Genomic DNA, 20,301 nt, shown 5'->3' on the forward strand with positions numbered 1-20,301 from the left:
AGCAGCCGGGCGCGGCGCGCCCACCGACGCCGGAGGAGGCCCGATGGAGAACGATCCGCAATTGGACCTGTTCCGGATTCTTGCCACCCTGCGGGCCTGACCATGGGGATGCCGATGCCGGAGGCCGATGACGACGCGAGCGGCGGGGGCCGCGCGGACGTCCGTGAACTGGTGGCCGTCGTGGTGCTCTCCGTCACGGCGGTGCTCACCGCGTGGAGCGGTTTCGAGGCGAGCAAGTGGGGCGGCGAGATGTCCATCGCCTTCTCTCAGGCGTCGGCCGCGCGGATCGAGGCCTCGCGCTTCGCGGCGGAGGCCGATGCGGCACGCAACTTCGACCTCGACATCTTCGGGGTATACGTCCAGGCGGTCGCCGACGGTGACGACGTCTTGCGCGAGTTCGTCGAGACCCGGTTCACCGATCATTTTGCCGTCGCCTTCGACGCCTGGACGGCGATGTCGCCGCTGGAGAACCCGGACGCGCCCAAGGGCCCGTTCGCGCTTCCGGAGTACCAACCACCGGGCGAGGCGGAGGCAGTCGAGGCTGACGCTCGCGCCGACACACTGTTCGCGAAGGCGTTGGACAACAATCAGCGTGGTGACGACTACACGCTGCTGACCGTGCTCTTCGCGCTCGTGCTGTTCTTCACCGCGGTGTCGCAGCGACTGCGTTCGCGGACCCTGACCTGGGTAGTACTCGGTGGCGCGATGACCTTGCTGCTGGTTGGCATCGGCTTCCTGATCGCCTTCCCGAAGATCATCTGAGGCGCGCGCCCAGTTCCCCCGCACGTGCGGCGTCGACAGGCCCTTATCACCCCGGCCGGGTGGTTCGGCCGCATCGGTCTGCCAGGAACGTGTGGCGAGTAGCCGATTCGATCCGATCAGGAGGCACCAGTCATGACCGACGCGACAACACCGCCTCGGCGGCCAGTGGACGCGGCCCGGCTTTGGTCCGGTGGTGGCGCGACCGCGCTCGTCGCCGCCCTGATCGCAGTTGCCGGCATCGTGATCGCACGCGGCGTCTTCGACGTGCCCGTGCTGGCGCCGGAGGGTGACGGCGCGTGGGGAGACGCGAACACCTGGTGGTACGCGGCGGCGGCGGCGTGCGTCGCGTTGCTCGCGACTGCCCTCGTGCATGCCTTGATCGTGAGCACCCCTCAGCCGTTGCGGTTCTTCAGCTGGGTGATCGGGCTGGCGACCGTCATCGCCGGCGTCGCTCCGTTCGTGCCGGACGCTCAGCTCTCGGCGAAGGTCGCGACCAGTGTCATCAACGTCGTGCTCGGCATCGCGATCGGGACGTTGGTGACATCCGTCGCGCGTAGCGCCATGCGAGCCGCGCGACGACGCGGCGACACCCAGCAGCGCCCGTAGGTCCGCACGACGAACGGCCGGCCGATCCGCCCCTCGGCGGATCGGCCGTCGCGCACCCCCAGCGCAGAGGATCGGCTCACTCGCCGAACGCCTCGCGCAGCGACGCCTCCTGCTCGTTCGAGAGGTTCGTGTGGATCAGCTCGGGGTGCAGTCCCGACTCCTCGAACGCCTGGAGGACCTTGTCCTGCACGGCGTCTCCGGTCAGCGCGAACAGCGCCGAGGTCCCAGGCGTCACCTGCTCGCGCACCTGCTTGATGAAGCTGTCGTCGATGCCCACATCGGTCATGGACCCGGCGAGGGCGCCGGTGGCCGCGCCGATGGCCGCCCCGAGCAACGGGACGAAGAAGAGCAAGCCGAACAGGAACCCCCAGAACGAACCGCCCAGCGCGCCGGCGCCGGTCATGCTCCTCAGCTGACGGGTCTTGGGCTTCTTCTTCCCCGGCTCCCACGAGACGGTCGCGGCATCGTGGACTCGGATGAGTTCCTGTTTCTGGAGCGATTCGAGAAGGTCGACGGAACGGTCGGCCGCAGTGGGATCGTCGAACGTCCAGACGGTGAACGTGGCCATGGGCGGGCTCCTTGTCGTCGGATCGTCATCTCGTCCACATCGTGCGTGGACCGAGCCGGCCCCGACCCCACCCCAACGGGGTGAGAGCCGCACCGGACAAGTTCCCGGCGGGAACCTCGGTCAGTCCGGCAGCTGGCGCATCTCGACGACCGTGATGCCGAGGTCCTCGAAGCGCTCCAGCAGTTCGCGTACCCGCGCGTCGTCCTCGACGGGGCCGTGCAACGACGTGCCGCCGGTCCGCGCCCTGGTGGCCGTCAGCTCGGGGAACGCGGCCTCGACGGTCTCGGAGACGGTGCCCGCGACCAGGAACTCGTATCGCATGACCCCCCACCTTCCGTGCACCGCCGGTATCGTCAGGGTCGCCGTCATCCACGGCTGTTCCCCTCACCCGCAACGGGTGAACCTGCTCCGGCTGGCCGACCAATTTCGCGAATTTGGTGGTTCCTGTTGCAACGGCGCGGTTCGATGTCATATAGGGCGGGCCAGACCTGGTGGGGGTGACGGCACTGTGACAGCGACCGACACGCTATCGACGCGAGTCCAACGACGCCGGCTGCTCGGACGCATCGCGACCGACGTGGAGGCGGGGGCGAACATCATCACGCTGTCGGCGCCACCCGGCGCAGGCAAGACGACGACCCTCGAGCAGTGGCTCGGCTTGCGGCGCGAGTGCGGGGACGTGGTGCTGGCCTTGCCCAGCGCTCACGCCGACGCGGCCGGTGACCTCTGGCCTAGTCTGGTGACCGCGATCCGGTCAGATGCTCCGCCGACCGAGGATCCGGCGATCCGGAGGGCGTTGAGCCAGGTGGTACACGCTTCCGCGGCCGGCGTCCCCCCGAGGACGACGGAGCCGTTCCAGGATGTGCCGTCGTCGATCTGGATCCTGGTCGACGATGCCCAGGAATGGTCGGACAGGCGAGCCCTCCAGCAACTCAGCCGGGTCCTGTCAGCAGCTCAACCGGCCATGCGCGTCGCCATCGGCGCCCGCTATACCCCGCATGGCCTGCTGTCGACCTTGCTGCTCGAAGGCGTGGCCAAGGAGTACCGGCTCGCCGACCTGGTCTTCGATCGGGACGAGGCCCGCGAACTCCTGGCGCTCGAGGAGGTGGTCCTGTCCGACGGCGACCTTGACACGCTGCTGCGGCGGACCGACGGCTGGGCGGCGGGCCTGCGTCTGGCCGCGCTCGCCCTGGCCCACGAGTCCGACCGGCCGACCTTCGTCCGGAACTTCGCCGGCACGGACCGGACGGTGGGCGACTATCTCGTCTCGGAGGTGCTGTCCCGCCTTCCTCCGGACCACATGGAGGTCCTGCTCGACGTGTCTGCCGCCGACCGGGTCAACCTCGACCTCGCCCGGCTCCTGGCCGGGCGGCCCAGCGCCGGCGCGCTGATCCAGGAGCTGGTCGAGACCAACGCGCTGGTGCAGCCCGTCCACAACGATCCGGACTGGTACGAACTACACCCGCTCCTGAGGAGCTACCTGCGGGCGGAGTCGCGGCGTCGCGACGAGGCCCGGCACCGGCGCCACCAGGCAGTCGCGACAGACTGGTTCGAACGGGCCGGCGACGTGCGCCGCGCGATCCACCATGCCGTCGCCGCCACCGACTGGGCCCGGGTCGAGTCGCTGATCGCGACGCCCTGTGTGCGCCTCGTCATGACCGACGGGCCGCAGGCGATGCGCGACATCCTGCGCGAGCTGCCGGCCTGGCTCCAGACCCAGCCATCGATCGCGGGCGCCGCCGCTCTGACGGCCATCCTCGACAACAACCAGGCCGCCGCCGACCTGGACCTTGCTGTCGTGGACGCAGCGGACGAGGACGCCGCCCGGCGTCTCGCGTTCCGGGCGATCGCCACCCTGTCCTCGGCACGGACCCGGCCGGCGGACCGTGACGCCGTGGCCGACGCGCTAGGGTCGCTGGATCTCGTGCCAGGTGACGAACCGGACCTGGCGATACTCGGCCGGTCGCTGGCGGCGATGGCGCTGGCCATGACCGGCGACCTGGAAGCGGCCGACCGGACCGCTCGCGCCACGGCACAGATCGCCCGCAGCCATGGGCTGGACTTCCTGCTGTTCCAGACTCTCAGTGCCCTCTGCGCCGTCAGCGCCTTCGGGTGTGATTTCGTCGCCGTCCGCGGGTACGCCCACGAGGCGATCGACCTGGCGAGTCGACGCGGCTGGGATCGGCATCCACGGCTGGCACAGTTCTACGGGGACCTGGCCGCCGCCGAGTGGCAGCGCTGTGACGAGGCGATGGCGGCCGAGTATGCGCGTGCGGCGGCCGATGTCGCCGATTCCGACGCCGATCCGCTCAGTGCCGCCGCGGCCCGATGCATCTACGACCTCACCGTCGCGGTACCCGACACGGGACTCGATCTCACCGCCGCCGGCCACCTGCACGCGTTCAACGAGCTGTGGCCGCTGCTCCCCCCGCCGACGGTGGCCCTCAACGCCTGCTTCGAGCTGATGGTCAGCCTCCGATCGCACGAGATGGAACTGGCCGGCGCCATCGTCCGCCGGGCCGAGGAGATCATCCCCGACGCACCGGACGTCCACGTGCTCAGGGCGATGAGGCACCTCTACCAGGGACATGAGGCCGCGGCACGGCAGGATCTCGAACCGGTCCTCGACGACGAGCTCACCTGCATGACGCCATGGACGAGCGCGATCGCCTGGACGGTCGCCGCACACCTCGCCGACGAGGCCGGCGAGCCGGCCCGTGCTCACGACGCGCTGCTCGAGGCGTTGCGACTGGCCGAGCCCGGCCGCCTCATGCGCGGTCTGCTGGACGCGACGCCGTCGGCACGCGGGCTCCTCCTGCGCAACCGGGGCCGGTTCGGCCGGCACGAGACGTTCGTTACCGACCTCCTGGGGTTCGCGGAGGACCGGCCTCATCGTCTCGATGGAACCGGGCTGGTGCTCACGGATCGGGAGGCGGAGGTGCTGCGCGACCTGCCGTCGATGCTGTCGCTGCGCGAGATCGCGGACGCGCACGTCGTGAGCATCAACACGGTGAAGTCGCACCTGAAGTCCGTCTATCGCAAGCTCGGTGTCACCTCACGGCGCGAGGCAGTCACCCAGGCCCGCGAACTCGGCCTGGTCTGATCCCTCAGACCTCCGCGGGTGAGACGAGTGCCGGCGGAGCAGGCGGCGCGACGACCGACACCGGCATGCCGAGATCGGCCAGCCGCTCGCTGATCGCCACCACCGCGGCGGACGTCACGGTCGCCCCCACGTGCGGATCGTGCCAGCACGTGGCCGTCATCGTCGTGCGGTCCGCCTCGACGGCCGAGACCAGGACCGTCGGAGCCGGCTCGGCGAGCACGCTCGGCAGCCGCGACAGCGCCTCGGCGACCCGCTCGGCCGCATCCGCGCGATGAGGGCCACCGATCCGTACCTGGATCGCGGACGCGTGCCGGCCGGCCGCCGTGTGGTTGACCAGCGGGTTGTCCAGCAGCTTCCGGTTCGGCAGGTGCACCGTGCGGCCGTCCGATGTCTCGATGATCACCGATCGGCTGTTGAGCTCCCGGACCCGCCCGGTGAAGTCGAGCGCCTCGATCAGGTCGTCGAGGCGCACCGGGCGGCGGGTCTGGATGATCACGCCCGCGGCGACGTTGTCCGCGATGCCGCGCAGGGCGAGGAACGCGACGGCGGCCACCAGAATGACGACGGCCAGGACCGGCTGGATCGACGCACCGAGAAAGCCGAGTGCGACCCCGACCCCGAGGAAGATGACGACGTAGCCCGTGACACTGGCGCCGAGGTCGCGCCAGTCATCGGGCACGTTGACCTGGGCCAGGACCCGGTCGGCGCCCCGACGGGCGTATCGCGCGACGAACCAGGCGCCGACGACGAAGACCAGGGCCAGGACCGCGTCCCAGCCCGTGAGCGACAGCCCGGAGAAGAAATCCCTCATCCGCCGGGCTCGTCCTCGGCGGGAGGATGCGCACGCCGCCACACGACGGTGACGGCGGCGGCACCGGCCACCAGTCCGGCCGCGACGCCGGCGCCGACACGCGCGGTACGCGATCGCCTGCCTCGACGCCTGCGCTTGCGGTCGTGCCCGAACCTCACCATGGTGCCTCCTCGATCCGGCCCGCAACGCCAGGGTCGGCCGATCCGCCCACGGCGCCCTCACCCAGCCCAGGTGAAGTCCGACGACATTCACCCCGGCCGGGTGAGGGCTGCCCACCACGCGGCCACGGATCCTGTCAGCGGAGGCCGGCCGACCTGCCCAGGAGCGCGATGACCACACCGGAGGAGTGCGACACCACGGGCACCGGCCCTGGGCCACCGCCGCTGAGCTACGTGGCGCGGGCCGCGGCCGTCGTCATCGCGGTCGTCGCTCTCGCCGCCGCGACATGGGTGATCCGCGGTGTGATCGTCATGGTCATCGTGGGCTTCCTCCTCGCCGCCGGCCTCGACCCTCTCGTGGGAGCGGTGCAGCGTCGCGTGCGCCGGCGCGGGGCCGCCGTCCTGGTCGTCGTCGTGGCGCTACTGCTCGGGCTGGTCGTGTTCGTCACGGTGGCGCTGCGGCCCGCGATCGCACAGGCCGGCGAGTTCGTCGCCGACCTCCCGGAACTGCTCGACCGCCTGTCCCGGCGCTTCGGCGGCTCGGCGCTCGCCGACTACCTGGCCAGTCCCGAGGTCGAGCAGCAACTGCGTGGGGCGATCGACGACGTCGTCGCCTTCGCCGCCGATTCGCTTGGTACCGTGGTCGGGTTCCTTGCCAGCGTCGCGGGAGCCGTGTTCACCGGGTTCACCGTCGCCGCCATCACCGTCTACGTCATGTTGGCGTTGCCGCGCATCCGGTCCTTCGCGCGTCGGGCCGCCGGCAACCCGGATCGGGTCGACGTGGTCACCGAGGTGTTCCGGCGGGTCGGCGGCTACGTGACCGGCCAGTTGGGCATCTGCGCCTGCGCCGGTGTCGCGTCGGCGATCTTCTTTCTCATCGTCGGGATGCCGTACGCGGCGCTGCTGGCCATGGTCGTCGCCGTCCTCGACGCCGTCCCGCAGGTGGGCGCCACCATGGCCGCCGTGGTGGCGACCGCCGTCGCGCTGACCGTCAGCATCGGCACCGCCGTCGCGGTCGCCGTGTTCTTCATCGCCTACCAGCAGTTCGAGAACTTCGTCATCGCCCCGCGCGTCTTCGCCTCAGCGGTGTCGCTCTCACCGATGACGGTGTTCCTCGCCGTGCTCGTCGGCGGAACCCTCGCCGGCTTCATCGGGGCGATCCTGGCGCTGCCGGTCGCCGCGACCGTCACAGTGATCTTCCGATACGCGTTCCGGCACAGTCTCGCGGCGCGGGGTCCGGCGCCGTCGGAGGTGCACGCGGCGGCCGACGACGACTCCGCCGATGCCCGCTCCTGATCACGGCACCACCGGTCCACCGGTCCTGGCGGCGTCGCCTCACCTGTCCGGTGCGGCGTGATCGGGTGTTTCCGGGCGTCGAGTGACCGCCGCGACGGCGGCGTCGATGGTCGGATAGACCGTGGTGAGGACTTCCGCCGCGCCGGACTCGCGCAGCACGTCGCGCACCTGTCCAAGGTTGCCGACCGCGACGAACGCCACGCCCCGCCCCCGGAGAGCCTCGGCCAGGTCGCGCATCATCTGTGCCGCCGTGACATCGATGGCCGGCACCGCCGCGGCGTCGAGGACCAGGGCCCGGACGCCGTCGAACTCGGCGAGTTCGCGCAGCCGCTCCTGCACGGTGTCGGCGTTGGCGAAGATCATGGGGCTCTCGACCCGCACGACGACCACGCCAGGCACCGGCCGGTTCTCCGGGTGGCGGTCGACGTCGGCCCACTGGTCGGCACCCCCCGGCACCTCACCGAGCACGGCCACGTGCGGCTTCGAGATCCGGTACAGCAAGAGGAGGACCGACAGGACCACGCCGATCACCAGGCCGGGCAAGGTGTCGAAGATCAGGACACCCAGCATCGCCCCGACGGCGGCGATGAAGTCTGCCCGGGCGGCGTGTCCATAGATCGCCGCGAGCCGCGTCGTACTGACCCTGTACAGCCGCCGCAACGCACCGAAGTCCACGAGCTCGATCACCGCCGCGATGACCACGGCAGCCAGCGCGGGCTCGGGCAGATTCGCGAACAGCGGGGTCAGGAACAGCAGCGTCAGGACGGTCAGCCCGGCGACCACGTCACCGGAGACCTGGGAGCGGGCGCCGGCGCCACCGTTGACGGCCGTCTTGGACAGGCTGCCGTTCACGACCATCCCGGAGAAGAACCCGGCGCCGAGGTTCGCCGAGCCCAGTCCCAGCAGCTCCCGGTTCGGATCGATGCGGTACCCGTTGCGCTGCGCGTACGTCTTTGCGGCACCGAGCCCTCCGGCGAAGCCCACGAGCATCACGCCCGCTCCCCCGGAGATCAGCAGGGAGAGATCGGCCGCGGCGACATCGGGCGCCGCGAAGCTGGGCAGTCCCGCGTCGATCTCACCGACCGTCGCGACGCCCTTCGCGTCGAGGTCGAGGATCGTGACGAGGAGGATGCCGAGAACCACCGCGACCAGCGAACCGGGCACGCGCGGCGCCACCACCTTCATAACCAGCACGACGGCGAGGCACACGGCGGCGACCAGTATCGTCCACCCGTGGGCGTCCCCCATCGACGTCACGACCGCCCACAGCCGCTCGAAGAAGTTGCCCTCACCGCCGTCGATGCCGAAGACCTTCGGCAGCTGCCCGACGATGATCACCAGGGCCATGCCGACGATGAAGCCCTTGAGCACGGGCTCGGAGATGAAGTTCGCCAGGAAGCCAAGTCGGAGCAGCCCGGCCACCACCGCCATGACGCCGACGGCGATCGCCAGTCCGGCGGTGTAAGCGGTGAAGTCGTCACCGGTCGCGCTGACGATGCCGCCGGCCACACCCGCCGACAGGGCAGCCGTGGCGGACATCGGACCGACCACGAGGTGGCGCGAACTGCCGAAGACCGGATACAGCAGCAGGGCCGGGATCGCGGCGTACAAGCCCACCACCGGGGACAGACACCCCGGCGATCGATGCGTGGGCGAGGGACTCCGGGATCAGCACGGCGCACACGGTCAGCCCGGCGACGACATCGCCGCGGGTCATGTCACGCCGGTAGCCGCGCACCGTGCCCAGCAGCCACGTCGGCATCCGACCCCCTACCCGTCGACCGGTGGTTGTCCGGTGCCTTCATCATTCGATGGGCGGCCGGAGCCATCACCACCCGATCCGGGTGAGTCGGCCTCCGCCCGATGGCGAACCAGCCAGGCGTCCGCGTCGTGCAGGGCCTGGCGGGTGGACTCGCCGATGACGTCGGTCGCTGCGACGGCGCGCACCGGACCGGCCAGATCCAGGCCTCCGGCGCGGCGGAGCTGGTCGAGCAGGTCTGCGTCCAGCCCGGACAGATACAGACGGCCGTCGGCAGCGGCCAGCTTGCGCGCGTAGTCCCTGGCCACCCGGTAGAACGTCGCCCCGAGCGTCGTGCGGCCGTGCAGCCGGATGACGACGGCGGCCCCCGCGGACCCGGCCGGATCAGGCAGCCGGACCTGCAGCGTCCGGGAGCCCGCGTAGAGCAGGCTGCCGTACACGTCGAGAACGGTGGCTCTGCCGCTGGTCAGGCGGCTCGGCGCCGGCCGCTCGAGGAACCGTCCATCCGGTTGTGCCACGAGTTCGACGACTCTGAGGTCCATGGCCTCCTGGTTCAGCTGCAGCAGCAGGGACAACGCCACCCCGATGCCCACGGCGGCCGCCACCGGCAGAAACAGGGTCGCGACGAACGTCGTGACCAGCGCGATCTGCGATGTCCCACCAGTGCGCCAGATCGCCGCGATGACCTCGGGCTTGATCGAGCCGACGGCCGCGAAGATCAGGACCCCGGCCAGGACCGGCATCGGCACTAGCCCGACGAGTCCCGCGAAGATCGCCACGATCGGCAGCAGCAACGCGCCGGACAGGATCGCCGCCCACCGCGTCCGCGCGCCCATGGCGACGTTCAGCGCGGTGCCGCTGACCGAGCCGCCGACCGGCTGACCGCGGAAGAACCCCACCGCGACGTTCGCCACCCCCTGGGCGATGAAGTCCTGGTTGGCCCGCGATGGCGTCCCGTCCGGGTTCGGCGCGGCCTCGCTCACGCCGGCTCCCTGCACGAGCACAATCACGGCCACCGCCGCGGCGCCCACGACCACGTCGAGCGACAGCAGCCCGAGCTCCGGCAGGGCGGGAAGGGGGATCTCCCGCGGGATCTCCCCGGTGTCGCGCACCTGGGCCACACTGTCCAGCCCGAATGCCACGACGACGACGGTCGGCACGACGAGCGCGACGAACGGGCTCATCGTGGCCCATCGGGTGGCCATCAGGCCGAACAGGATGCCCAGCACCGACAGACCGATGCCCAGCGAGGCGACATCGATCCGGCCCGGGTGCGTGATCAGGTCGATGGCCTTGGCCACGTTCGTCGCCCCGGACACCTCGGCCCCGGTCAGCTCGGACAGCTGGCCGAGGATGATGCTCGCCGCGACGCCGGTGAGGAAGCCCGTCATGACCGAGTGCGAGACGAACCGGGCATATCGCCCCAGCCGCAGCAGCCCGGCCGCGATCATCAGCACGCCGGCGATGATCGTCAGGAGGAACAGTGCGGCCGGCCGGTCAGTGGCATCGACGCCCTCCAGCGCTGACGCCGCCGCCAGCGCAGCGGCCGTGGTGGTCGCGACCACCATCATCCGGGTGCTGGTGGTCAGCCCACCGGCGATCGGCCCGATGATGCTCGCGTAGAGGCCGATGACCGGGTTGACGCCGATCAGGGCCGCCGACGCCATGCCGTCGGGGACGCTGCCCACCGCGCTCGGCACCGCCGCCACCGTGTCCGCACGTAGGTGCCGCCGGTCCGGACGTACCGACCGAAGCCATGCGCCGGTCGACGTGACGGCCCTCGACACTGTGTCCCGCAGCCCGGCCATGCCCGCACCCTCGTTCGCGACGACGGTCCTGGTCTTCACCCTGCTGGGGTGAAGGCGTCCGCTCGACAGATCGGTCAGGTGCGGGTCGTCGGCGTCGCCCCGGCCCCCGTGAGGTCGAAGACCACCTGGTCATAGGACCAGAGGCGCTCGAGGAACGCTCTCACCCGGTCGCGTGTGCGAGTGGTCCCGAGGTCGGCGTCGGACTCGAGCGCGACCTCGGTGATCGTGCGACGACCATCGATCGCGTCGAACATCCGTTTCTGAGCCGACCCGATCGGCAGCGCGAGATCGGAGTACTGATGGGCCCGGTTGAGCATGACGGCGGCGGCGTCCGGCGGCAGGCGTTCCTGGAGGCACAACGTGTGCGGCAGCCGCAACGGCACGGCCGCGGACCAGTCGGCACGTTCGAAGGGCTGCGCGCACGGAGCCGGCGCGAGGTCGTCGCGGTAGGCGATGAGACTGTGACGCACCATCGTGCCGCGCAGCAACTCGACCGCGGCGTAGCCCTCCGGTCCGGGCAGCCGAGCCAGCGCTCTGGCATGCGGCGACCGCGCGATCGCACCGCACTGCGGGAGATAGGGCGCCTGCCGATACCAGCGTCCGAACCGCAGACCGCAGCGTTCGAGGTACGCCAGCAGCTCGGGAACCGTGTAGGCCCGCTCGCGCGGATTCAGCAGGGCGTCGGCCAGTGCGTCCGGATTCTGGAAGTCCGGCGAGGTGCGGAGGAGGAAGGTCAGCGGATGGTTCTGGGGCAGGACATCGAGCATGGCGGCGAGATCACGGATCTGGGCCACGGTGGTGCCGACATCGAGCCGGCGACAGTACTCCTGCAGCATGTGGACGCCGGCCCGGCCGTACGGCGCGTACACCATCAGATGGGCCGCCGCGCCGGGTTTCATGACGTCGCGCAGGGCGGACAGCCCGGCATCGGGGTCGGCCAAGTGGTGCAGCACGCCGGTGCAGACGACTCGGTCGAAGCCGCGACCGAGTTTTCCGACGCGCTCGATCGGCAACTCTTGGAGTTCGAGGTTGCTGAGATCGTACTGGTCGCGGAGCCGTCGCTCGTGTTCCAGGCTGACCGAGCTGACGTCGATGGCCGTCACGCGTGCGTGTGGGTGCCGGGCCGCATACCTGGCCCCCTGTGAGGTGCCGCACCCGGCGACCAGGATCTCCTCGTGTTCGCGAACCCGGCTCGCCGGCCACAACAGGTGGTGGTCGGCGAGCCGCCATCGTTCGTCGGCGCCCAGCTCGCGGTCGAGGTCGAGGCTCGGGACCGGCGGAGGGTACGGGTGAGCGTCGTAGAACGACCGGACGACATCGGGGTCGCCGGAAGCAGGCGCGAGCATGTGCCGTCCTCTCGTCGGTCAGAACACGGTCGTCCAGTCGTTCCGGACGCTGATCACCGTCCATCCCTTGTCGCTCGCCCGATCGAGGAGTTCGTCGGCGCCGTCGGTGTAGGCGAACTCGCGCTCCTCGTCGTCGTGCAGGACCACCAGCCGCAGGGCGGGCAGAGAGGGCCCGCCGGTGAACTCCAGCATCGGGATGTCACCGTTGGCGTTCCCGACCGACAGGATGGGCCGACGACCGATCCGGCTCCAGATCCGTACCGCCTTGACCGGCCCGTCGTCGAACACGTCGGGCTGCGCCTGGTACACGACCGAAGCACCGTGCTCGTCCTCCTGATAGGCGAGGGCATTGGAGCTGCCGATCACCCGTTCGGACGGGATCCCGTACGCCTCGTCGCTGATCGCCCGGATGAAGTCCCGGTCGCCGCCCGAGGCGACATACAGCGTGAAGCCATGCGCCTCCAGGTAGCGCAGCAGCTCGACCATCGGCCCGAACGCGCACTGACGAAATCCCCGGCCCAGCGTGGGGTGCGATCCGTTGCGCAGGTACTCCCCCGAAGCCGCCAGATAGTCCTCCGCGGACATCCCGGCGAACGCCCGGACGAACCCGCCCATCAGCACCTTCAGATCGGAGTCGTCGCCGCCGTAGTGCTTGGTGATGGCACCGCCCAGCCACGCGTAGTCCTCCGCGGATGCGGCCTTCCACGGCTGCTTCGCTCGCAGGTCCGGGTCCTGTTCGGCCATCGCCGCCAGCCGTTGGAGGATGAAGCCGATCTCGATCTGCATCGGCTTCTCCGTCCACAGGGTGCCGTCATTGTCCGCCACGGCGACCCGATCGACGGGGTCGACGTAGTCGTCACTTCCATCGGTCGTCACTCGCCGGACGAAGTCGACGATCGCCGAGCGGGCCGCACCGTCACGCCACGAAGCGAGGTCAGCGTTCACGAGGCACTCGGTTCAGTCCCGGCCGGCGAGCCAGGCGTGCAGCTTCTCGACGGCGCGGTCGACGGTGAAGGAAGCCGCCTCCTGGCGTGGCGGGAACTCCTTGAAGGTTTCCAGGAACGCGGTGGTCAGCATGTTGCCCACCGTGAAGAGATAGACGTTCTCGATCACCCAGTTCCAGTACGTGTTCGACGTGATGTCGGCCCGCTCGAACGGGTCGGTCCGCAGGTTGTAGATCTTGGGGAAGCGCAGTTCCGTGAACGGCTCGGCCCAGATCGCCACCGTCCCCGCGCGGCGCTGCTCCATGAACGCGAACTTCCAGTTGTCGACGCGAACGCCGAGCACGTCGGTGTCGTCGGAGAAGTAGATCAGCCCTCGTCGCGGGCTCTTGTCCGCCTCTCCGGTCAGGTAGGGCAGCAGGTTGTACCCGTCGATGTGTACCCGGAACGACGTGTCGCCGGCCTGGTGGCCCTGCTTGAGTTTGTCGACGATGTCGGGCTCTCCCGCTGCCGCGAGGAACGTCGGCAGCCAGTCGTGGTGCTGGATGATCTCGTTCGAGACCACGCCCGCCGCGACCTTCCCCGGCCAGCGGACCAGCTCCGGGATCCGGAACGCGCCCTCCCAGTTGGTGTTCTTCTCGCTGCGGAACGGCGTCATCCCCCCATCGGGCCAGCTGTTCATGTGCGGGCCGTTGTCGGTGCTGTAGACGACGATCGTGTTCTCGGCGATGCCCAGTTCGTCGATGAGGTCCAGGATCTCGCCGACGTTCCGGTCGTGGTCGATCATCGTGTCGTGGTACTCCGACTGCCAGCGCCCCGCCTGGCCGACGCTCTCCGGTTTGGGGTGCGTGAACAGGTGCATGTGAGTGAAGTTGACCCAGCAGAACCACGGCGTGTCGGCGTCGTTCTGGCTCCTGATCCACTCCTTGGCGCGCGTGGCGATGTCGTCGTCGATGGTCTCCATGCGCTTCTTGGTGAGCGGGCCGGTGTCCTCGATCCGCTGCTTGCCGACCCGCCCCCAGCGGGGCTCCTCGGTCGGGTCGTCGGTGTCGGTCGCCCAGGAGTGGATCACGCCGCGCGGCAGCATCATGTCGCGCCATCTGGGTGCCTCCTCCTCGGTGGGGTAGTTCGGCCGCTCCGGCTCTTCCTCTGCGTTGAGGTGGTAGAGGTTGCCGTAGAACTCGTCGAAACCGTGGGCGGTCGGGAGGTACGGGTTGAGGTCGCCGAGGTGGTTCTTGCCGAACTGCGCGGTGGCGTAGCCGAGCGGCTTGAGCAGCTCCGCGATGGTCGGGTCCTCTGCCTGGAGGCCGACATCGGCGCCGGGGAACCCGACCTTGCTCAGCCCGGTGCGATACACCGACTGACCGGTGATGAACGATGACCGCCCGGCGGTGCAACTCTGCTCACCGTAGGAGTCGGTGAACATCAGCCCTTCCCGGGCGAGCCGGTCGATGTTCGGCGTCTGGTATCCCATCAATCCGTGGCTGTAGCAGCTCAGATTGGTGATCCCGATGTCGTCGCCCCAGATGACGAGGATGTTGGGCTTGTCAGCCATGTGTCTGTCCTTCCCGTGGCGGATCGGATCGACGAACGACGCAACGAAAGCCCAGATGCGCCATGGACGAATCGATCATCTGCGGCTGCCGCGCCGCCGGCCGGTAGCGCAGGCAGTAGTTGGGGGCGCACAAATGGGAACCCCCTTTGATCACGCGGCGCGGGATGTGCTCACCCGGCCGGCCCCGGTCGTAGCTGCGGTTCGGCGACGTCACCCGCGGGTTGATCAGTGGATCAGCCGGAGCGCAACACGAACTGGTCGACGCCTTCGGGTGCCGGGGCGCGTACCAGTCGCAGGTCCACTCCCATACGTTGCCCGTCATGTCGACCAGGCCGTATCCGTTGGGAGGGAAGCTGCCGACGGGTGAGGTGCCTTCGTACCCATCGAGGCGCAGATTCTGCCAGGGGAACTCTCCCTGCCAGGTGTTCGCCATTGCCTTGCCGTCCGGGACATGATCGTCGCCCCAGGCGAAGGCGGCACCGTCCAGCCCGCCACGGGCGGCGAACTCCCACTCGGCCTCGGTCGGCAGCTCCTTGCCCGCCCAGCTCGCGTACGCCACCGCGTCCTCGTAGGCCACGTGGACCACCGGATGATCGGGCCGCTTGCGCACGCCGGTGCCTGGTCCGCCGGGATGGCTCCACTGAGCGCCCGGAACCCACTCCCACCAGTTGCGATAGTCACGCAGGTCCACCGGACCGGTGGCCTTGTGGAAGACCAACGATCCAGGTGCCAGCAGAGCCGGATCGGCCCCCTGATACTGGTCGGGGTCCAGCGGGCGCTCCGCCACCGTGACGTAGTGCGTGGCATGCGCGAAGCGGCTGAACTCCGCGTTGGTGACCGGATGGGCGTCAATCCAGAAGCCGTCGACCGAGACCTCATGAACGGGTCGCTCCTCCGGAAAGAAGTCCTCTGAGCCCATGCGGAAGCGGCCGCCCGCGATCCATCGCATTCCGTCACGTTGTCCCCGCACGGTCGCTCGAGGTGCTACGTCGTTGTCCGGCCGCACCGTCGTCATGACTCTCGAATCCCCTGTCTGAGCTCGAACAGGTCACCCGGGTAAAGCCAGGCGCAACACCTGCGTCTCCAGTACGACCGTGCGCGAGCGGTCGGTCCTGTCGGCTCACCCCATCGGGGTGAAACTGCGAGTGGCCGGTCTGCGGGGGAACGTGTCGGCCACACGGGAACCTCCGTCTCGGCTACCGCGCGGGTCTTCACCCTGTTGGGGTGAGGGCATGAGCAGCGCCAAACGATCAGGATCGGCATGTCGACACCCTCGGTGCGCGTGGCAGCAGCGAGAACGCATCACCACGAGGAGGAGCCATGGCAACACAACCGGCAGGTCAGCAGACCGTCACCGGCTGGGTGGGGTGGGTCTGGTTCGGTGGGATCATGCTCGTCACGCTCGGGATATTCCAGGCATTCCAGGGACTCATCGCCCTGTTCGACGACGGCTTCTCGGTCACCATCGGAGACGAGCTGGTCGTGTTCAACCTCGACACCTGGGGCTGGGCTCACCTCATCATGGGCGGCCTGCTGGTCGTCGCCGGCGTCGGCGTGCTCGGGGGCACGCTTTGGGGCCGGATCCTCGGTGTCATCGTCGCCGCGATCAGCGTCCTGGCCCAGCTCACGATCCTGCCCGTCTACCCGATCTGGGCTCTGATCGTGATCGCGCTCGATGCCCTCGTCATCTACGCGCTCGTCGTCCACGGCGAGGAGGCCGCCGCGGTCTGAGACCCACACGGACGAGACGGACGGTGGCCGGGCATGGGAGACCTCGTCGTAGACCTCATCCCGTCGATGCTTGGGCTGCTCGTCACACCGGCCGCGATCGCCGGGGCGATCCTCCTTCTCAGCACGGCGCGGCCGTTCGCCAATGCCATGGCCTTCACAGCCGGTTTCCTGCTCGCCTACGGGATCATCGCTGCGATCGTCGTGACCGTCGCAGCGGCTCGTTCCGAGCCTCTGCTGTCAGCCCGGGCGAAGGCGACCGTCGAGTGCGTCGTCGGCATGGTGCTGCTCCTGCTCGCACTCACATTGATCGCCCGCCGAGCGAACCGACCCCGGGCACGCCGAGCGAAGAAGAGCTTCGCCGCGAGATTGGACGAGGCCACCCCGCCGTTCGCGTTCGGCGCCGGGCTGGCCCTGGCGATCATCAACCCCAACATCCCCATCCTGGTGGCCGGCCTCGCCGTTGTCGCCGCCTCCGACACCGGACACGTACTCGGTGCGGGCCTCCTCGTCCTGGCCGCCATCTCCGGCATGCTCATCCCGATCCTGTGGCGATGGCTGGCACCGCGGAGCGCGCCGGGGCGGCTCGACCGGGTCAAGACCGCGATCAGCGCACACGACCGCGCCATCAACATCACCGTCCTGCTGGTCTTCGGGACCACCTTCACCATGAAGGGTCTGATCGGATTGTGAGCAAGGGACGGACTCCGGCACGGCTGCGTCGTGGCTCGCGTGGCCGGCCTGGCTGGACGCGGTTGCAGCCTTCCAGCGGGTGTGCCCGGAACCACACGCCAACGAATCGGACGTATCCCGATGATTGGATGTGGTGGCCGCCGGACTCGTGCTGTGCTTCCTCGGCATGACGTCGGTCCACGTCGCGGTCCCAGCATGCGGGTTCGCGCTCGGCTGGAGACCCGCACCCGCGCTCCGCGCTGTTCTCGTCGGGTACTCGTCTGGTTGTGCGCCATCGGCGCTGCGGGACTTGTATTGAGCGGCCTCGCTCACGTCGCCCCTCGTCTTGACCCATAGGTGCACGACCCAGAGACGAGCGTCGAGGCGATCGTCAATGGCGCGCTCTGGATAGCACTCGCCGTCGCCGGCTCGGTCCTCCAGCAACGCCAGGTCAAGCCGTCCAAGCACGCACAAGGCGGCACACCTGATGAGTCAACGCCAGCAGCCGACACAGGCGCCTCACCAGCCGTCTCGGCAGGTGAGAGCATCCACCTCGTAGCCCCGCGGAAGACCGAATCCGTGCTGGCCCACCGCCACGTTGCGGGGCTCGACGGTCTTCTTCTCGGTCGTCACGGTCGCCGGCTGAACCGGGGTCCTACACGGGCTCGCCCTCAGCGTCGGAGGCGACGATGGATGCGGCGGCCTCCGCGCTAACCGCGTGGCGGGCGACGTTCCGGTACCCCTCCAGGCTCCTCATCAGACGGTCGACCATGCGGTCCTCGGCGACGGCGATGATCGCGGACGCTCCTGGTTCGAGGCTGTCGCCGATGGCGTGGAGGTCGTCGTCCTTGATGCCCTTGTCCCTGATGCGGCCCCAGATGCCGCCGCCTGCGGCGCCGACGGCGGCTGAGGCGAGCAGGCTGGGCGGGAAGATCAGGCCGACCAGGCCGCCTGCCACGGCGCCGCGCTTGGCCCACTTCCTGCCGCTGGGGTCCGAGGTCTCTTCGAACGTGACCTTGTTGTCGGCGCGCCGCACGACGACCGCGGCGTCGATCAACCCGATCGACCCCTCGCGGTCCATCGCGCGAAAGGCTTCAAAGGCTGCTCCGGCCTGAACCGCCCCGGGATGTCCGGACACTTCGGATCGTGTCTCTACCCGGTCGGGAGGAGACGGCTTCGTGCAGCGTAGTGGGCGGCCTGGATGTGCGCAGGGCCTGGTCGACGACGATCCCGTTGTCGATCGTGAGCCTGGCGCTCTCGCCGAGCTGAACGTTGGGTTGGGCACCTACACCGACCACCACGACGTCAGCGGAGAGTGTCTCACCCCCTTCGGTGATCAGACCTGTGACGTGGCCGGCGGCGCTGGTGAACTCGCGTACCCCGGACAGGAGTCGCAGGTCGACGCCGTGCTCCTGGTGCAGGTCGGCGAACATCTGGCCGAGTTCATCACCCAGTGCGGCGGGTAACGGCGTCGGCTGCGGGTCGACCACGGTGACCGCGTTGCCGTAGCCGCGTGCTGCGGCAGCAGTCTCCATCCCGATCCATCCGGCACCGACGACCACCACCCGGCGGCCCGCGGTGGCCAGCGCGGCGCGTAGCTCGTCGGCTTCGCCGACATCGCGCAGGTAATAGAGCCCTTGCAGGTCAGTGGCAGGTAGCCGGCGGGGCGAGGAGCCGGTGGCGAGCAGCAGCTTGCTGTACCCGAGGTGTTTCGCCATTGTCGAGTGTCAACTGGTGGCCGGCAGTGTCGAGGTCCACCGCTCGGCTGCCGAGACGCAGCTCGACGTCGTGCTCGTCGTACCAGCCTGGTTCATGGACGTAGATGGTGTCCCGTTCGGCGGCGCCGGTGAGGTAGCCCTTGGACAGCGGTGGTCTTTCGTAGGGACGCTCGAGTTCGGCGGCCACGATCTTGATCCGACCCGTGAAGCCCTCCTCGCGCAGCGTCTGAGCGGCCTTGGCCCCGGCGAGGCCTCCGCCGACGATGAGGAACGTCTGCTGTGCCATGTTGCAACTCCTGGGTCGGTGATGGTCGAACGAGGTTTTCAGCGGGCGCCGACCGCGAGGGCGAAGAACTCCTGCCGGGAGCGGTCGTCGTCTCGCAGCGCCCCGTGCAGCGCAGAGGTGACCGTGCGGGCTCCCGCAGCGCGGACACCGCGAAGGGACATGCACAGGTGCTCGGCTTCGATCACGACGCCGACGCCCTTGGGTGCAAGGTTGTCCTGTAGCCAGTTGGCGATCTGTTGGGTGAGCCGCTCCTGGACCTGCAGGTCTCGGGCGAACAGCTCCACCACTCTGGCCAGCTTGGACAGGCCCAGGATCCGCTGGCCGGGGAGGTATCCCACATGTGCGACCCCGTGAAAGGGCAGCAGGTGGTGCTGACAGAGTGAGTGGATGGGGATGTCACGAGCCATGACCAGCTCGTCGTACCCCTCGTCGTTGGGGAACGTCGTCAGGTCGAACGCGCGCGGGGTGAGCAGTTCAGCGTAGGCGTCGGCCACTCGAGACGGCGTCTCGGCCAGATGCGCGTCGGTCGGGTCACGGCCCAACGCGACGAGCAGATCGGCGACCGCCGCCACGAGAGCTGGCCGGTCCGGTTCGCTCCGCGCGCCCACGATTCGAAGCCGGTGCGTCCCGACGCCCGCCGGGGCCAGGCGTGCCGCTGCGGCCGTCATCTGGACCTCCGGCCGTCGTGTGCAACCGCGAGCCTGGACAGCGCCAACGCCCCGACGAGCAGGCCGAAGTCGCGCAGAGCGATGTCGTAGTAGTCGGGGATCAGCAGCAGGTTGACGATGATGCCGGCCAGCCAAGCGGCGACCAGCAAGCCGCCATAGCGCGGAAGCAGCGCGACGGCGACTCCGGCGAGGATCTCCACCCCGCCGACGGCGTACATCGCCTGCTGGGCCGTGCCGGGGACGATGTCGTTGATCAGCGGAGCCAGATAGCCGGGCCAATCGACCAGCACGTTCGCGAACTTGTCCAGTCCGAACACGATCGGCGCCACGGTGAAGACCGTGCGCAAGAGCAGGAACGCTTGACGCGACGGTGCAGCTGCCGGGTCGCCACGGGCCTCGAGGCTCCCGGACCGACGGATGATGGCCATGGTGGACTCCGTTTCTAAAAACGATTCTTTCCTGCATTAGACTCTGCCTGAAGTCTTTCGTCAAGTTTCTTCTACTTTAGAAAATCTG

At 69.3% G+C, this 20,301-nt stretch carries 18 protein-coding genes and 2 pseudogenes; 6 read left to right on the forward strand and 14 right to left on the reverse strand.

Annotation, left to right across the window (positions count from 1 at the left end; translation table 11 throughout):
• The first annotated feature begins 114 nt into the window (after window positions 1-114).
• The gene (locus tag BLV05_RS28805) at window positions 115-762 is read left to right on the forward strand and encodes a hypothetical protein (protein ID WP_052762797.1); all 648 of its coding nucleotides are present in this window, start codon (window positions 115-117) and stop codon (window positions 760-762) included.
• 165 nt (window positions 763-927) lie between these two features.
• Window positions 928-1,368, forward strand: a complete 441-nt coding sequence (locus tag BLV05_RS28810) for a DUF6069 family protein (protein ID WP_197683375.1) — start codon at window positions 928-930, stop codon at window positions 1,366-1,368.
• 76 nt (window positions 1,369-1,444) lie between these two features.
• Here the strand turns inward: BLV05_RS28810 and BLV05_RS28815 are convergent, their stop codons facing one another.
• Together BLV05_RS28815 and BLV05_RS28820 are read right to left on the reverse strand one after the other, a co-directional pair.
• Window positions 1,445-1,936: a DUF1269 domain-containing protein gene (locus tag BLV05_RS28815; protein WP_046770728.1), complete on the reverse strand. Its 492-nt coding sequence runs from the start codon at window positions 1,934-1,936 to the stop codon at window positions 1,445-1,447.
• A 120-nt stretch (window positions 1,937-2,056) separates the two neighbouring features.
• Window positions 2,057-2,257: a hypothetical protein gene (locus tag BLV05_RS28820; RefSeq protein ID WP_197683376.1), complete on the reverse strand. Its 201-nt coding sequence runs from the start codon at window positions 2,255-2,257 to the stop codon at window positions 2,057-2,059.
• Window positions 2,258-2,444: 187 nt separating this feature from the next.
• On the opposite strand from BLV05_RS28820, the gene BLV05_RS28825 reads away from it, so the two are divergent.
• Complete coding sequence (locus BLV05_RS28825) at window positions 2,445-5,039, forward strand: LuxR C-terminal-related transcriptional regulator (protein ID WP_152690907.1); 2,595 nt, start codon at window positions 2,445-2,447, stop codon at window positions 5,037-5,039.
• A 4-nt stretch (window positions 5,040-5,043) separates the two neighbouring features.
• On the opposite strand, the gene BLV05_RS28830 is transcribed toward BLV05_RS28825, so the two are convergent.
• Both BLV05_RS28830 and BLV05_RS36720 read right to left on the reverse strand, forming a co-directional pair.
• A complete protein-coding gene (locus tag BLV05_RS28830) occupies window positions 5,044-5,850 on the reverse strand; it encodes a mechanosensitive ion channel family protein (RefSeq protein ID WP_046770725.1) in 807 nt (268 codons plus the stop codon).
• Complete coding sequence (locus BLV05_RS36720) at window positions 5,847-6,011, reverse strand: hypothetical protein (RefSeq protein WP_160312779.1); 165 nt, start codon at window positions 6,009-6,011, stop codon at window positions 5,847-5,849. Before BLV05_RS36720 ends, BLV05_RS28830 begins: the two co-directional genes overlap by 4 nt.
• 168 nt (window positions 6,012-6,179) lie before the next feature.
• On the opposite strand from BLV05_RS36720, the gene BLV05_RS28835 reads away from it, so the two are divergent.
• Window positions 6,180-7,304 carry an AI-2E family transporter gene (locus BLV05_RS28835; RefSeq protein ID WP_046770724.1) on the forward strand — a complete coding sequence of 375 codons (1,125 nt, stop codon included), beginning with the start codon at window positions 6,180-6,182 and terminating at the stop codon, window positions 7,302-7,304.
• Window positions 7,305-7,343: 39 nt separating this feature from the next.
• Here BLV05_RS28835 and BLV05_RS28840 read toward each other — a convergent pair.
• From BLV05_RS28840 to BLV05_RS28865, 6 genes and pseudogenes are all read right to left on the reverse strand, one after another.
• A pseudogene (locus tag BLV05_RS28840) lies at window positions 7,344-9,066 on the reverse strand (SulP family inorganic anion transporter).
• 8 nt (window positions 9,067-9,074) lie between these two features.
• A complete protein-coding gene (locus BLV05_RS28845; RefSeq protein WP_197683378.1) occupies window positions 9,075-10,910 on the reverse strand; it encodes a SulP family inorganic anion transporter in 1,836 nt (611 codons plus the stop codon).
• A gap of 35 nt (window positions 10,911-10,945) precedes the next feature.
• Window positions 10,946-12,217: a class I SAM-dependent methyltransferase gene (locus BLV05_RS28850; RefSeq protein WP_046770723.1), complete on the reverse strand. Its 1,272-nt coding sequence runs from the start codon at window positions 12,215-12,217 to the stop codon at window positions 10,946-10,948.
• Between the two features lie 18 nt (window positions 12,218-12,235).
• Window positions 12,236-13,162 carry an HAD family hydrolase gene (locus BLV05_RS28855; RefSeq protein ID WP_046770722.1) on the reverse strand — a complete coding sequence of 309 codons (927 nt, stop codon included), beginning with the start codon at window positions 13,160-13,162 and terminating at the stop codon, window positions 12,236-12,238.
• 12 nt (window positions 13,163-13,174) lie between these two features.
• Complete coding sequence (locus BLV05_RS28860) at window positions 13,175-14,713, reverse strand: arylsulfatase (RefSeq protein ID WP_046770721.1); 1,539 nt, start codon at window positions 14,711-14,713, stop codon at window positions 13,175-13,177.
• Window positions 14,706-15,662, reverse strand: a complete 957-nt coding sequence (locus BLV05_RS28865) for a formylglycine-generating enzyme family protein (RefSeq protein WP_046770720.1) — start codon at window positions 15,660-15,662, stop codon at window positions 14,706-14,708. Before BLV05_RS28865 ends, BLV05_RS28860 begins: the two co-directional genes overlap by 8 nt.
• 371 nt (window positions 15,663-16,033) lie before the next feature.
• Here BLV05_RS28865 and BLV05_RS28870 point away from each other — a divergent pair, with 371 nt between their 5' ends.
• Both BLV05_RS28870 and BLV05_RS28875 read left to right on the forward strand, forming a co-directional pair.
• Window positions 16,034-16,444 (forward strand): DUF7144 family membrane protein, encoded by a 411-nt coding sequence (locus tag BLV05_RS28870; RefSeq protein WP_046770719.1) that lies wholly within the window; start codon window positions 16,034-16,036, stop codon window positions 16,442-16,444.
• Between the two features lie 33 nt (window positions 16,445-16,477).
• A complete protein-coding gene (locus tag BLV05_RS28875; RefSeq protein WP_046770718.1) occupies window positions 16,478-17,134 on the forward strand; it encodes a GAP family protein in 657 nt (218 codons plus the stop codon).
• A 634-nt stretch (window positions 17,135-17,768) separates the two neighbouring features.
• Here BLV05_RS28875 and BLV05_RS28880 read toward each other — a convergent pair.
• From BLV05_RS28880 to BLV05_RS28895, 4 genes and pseudogenes are all read right to left on the reverse strand, one after another.
• Complete coding sequence (locus BLV05_RS28880) at window positions 17,769-18,194, reverse strand: DUF1269 domain-containing protein (RefSeq protein ID WP_052762776.1); 426 nt, start codon at window positions 18,192-18,194, stop codon at window positions 17,769-17,771.
• Between the two features lie 13 nt (window positions 18,195-18,207).
• Window positions 18,208-19,117, reverse strand: a pseudogene (locus tag BLV05_RS28885) (NAD(P)/FAD-dependent oxidoreductase).
• A 38-nt stretch (window positions 19,118-19,155) separates the two neighbouring features.
• On the reverse strand, window positions 19,156-19,785 hold the full coding sequence (folE, locus tag BLV05_RS28890; RefSeq protein ID WP_046770717.1) for a GTP cyclohydrolase I FolE: 630 nt from the start codon (window positions 19,783-19,785) through the stop codon (window positions 19,156-19,158).
• Entirely contained in the window at window positions 19,782-20,213 is a 432-nt protein-coding gene (locus tag BLV05_RS28895; protein ID WP_046770716.1) for a hypothetical protein, read from the reverse strand. The genes folE and BLV05_RS28895 overlap by 4 nt, the downstream gene beginning before the upstream one ends.
• Window positions 20,214-20,301: the final 88 nt, after the last annotated feature.

Origin of the sequence: Jiangella alkaliphila, from assembly GCF_900105925.1 — a bacterium.
GTDB lineage: Bacteria > Actinomycetota > Actinomycetes > Jiangellales > Jiangellaceae > Jiangella > Jiangella alkaliphila.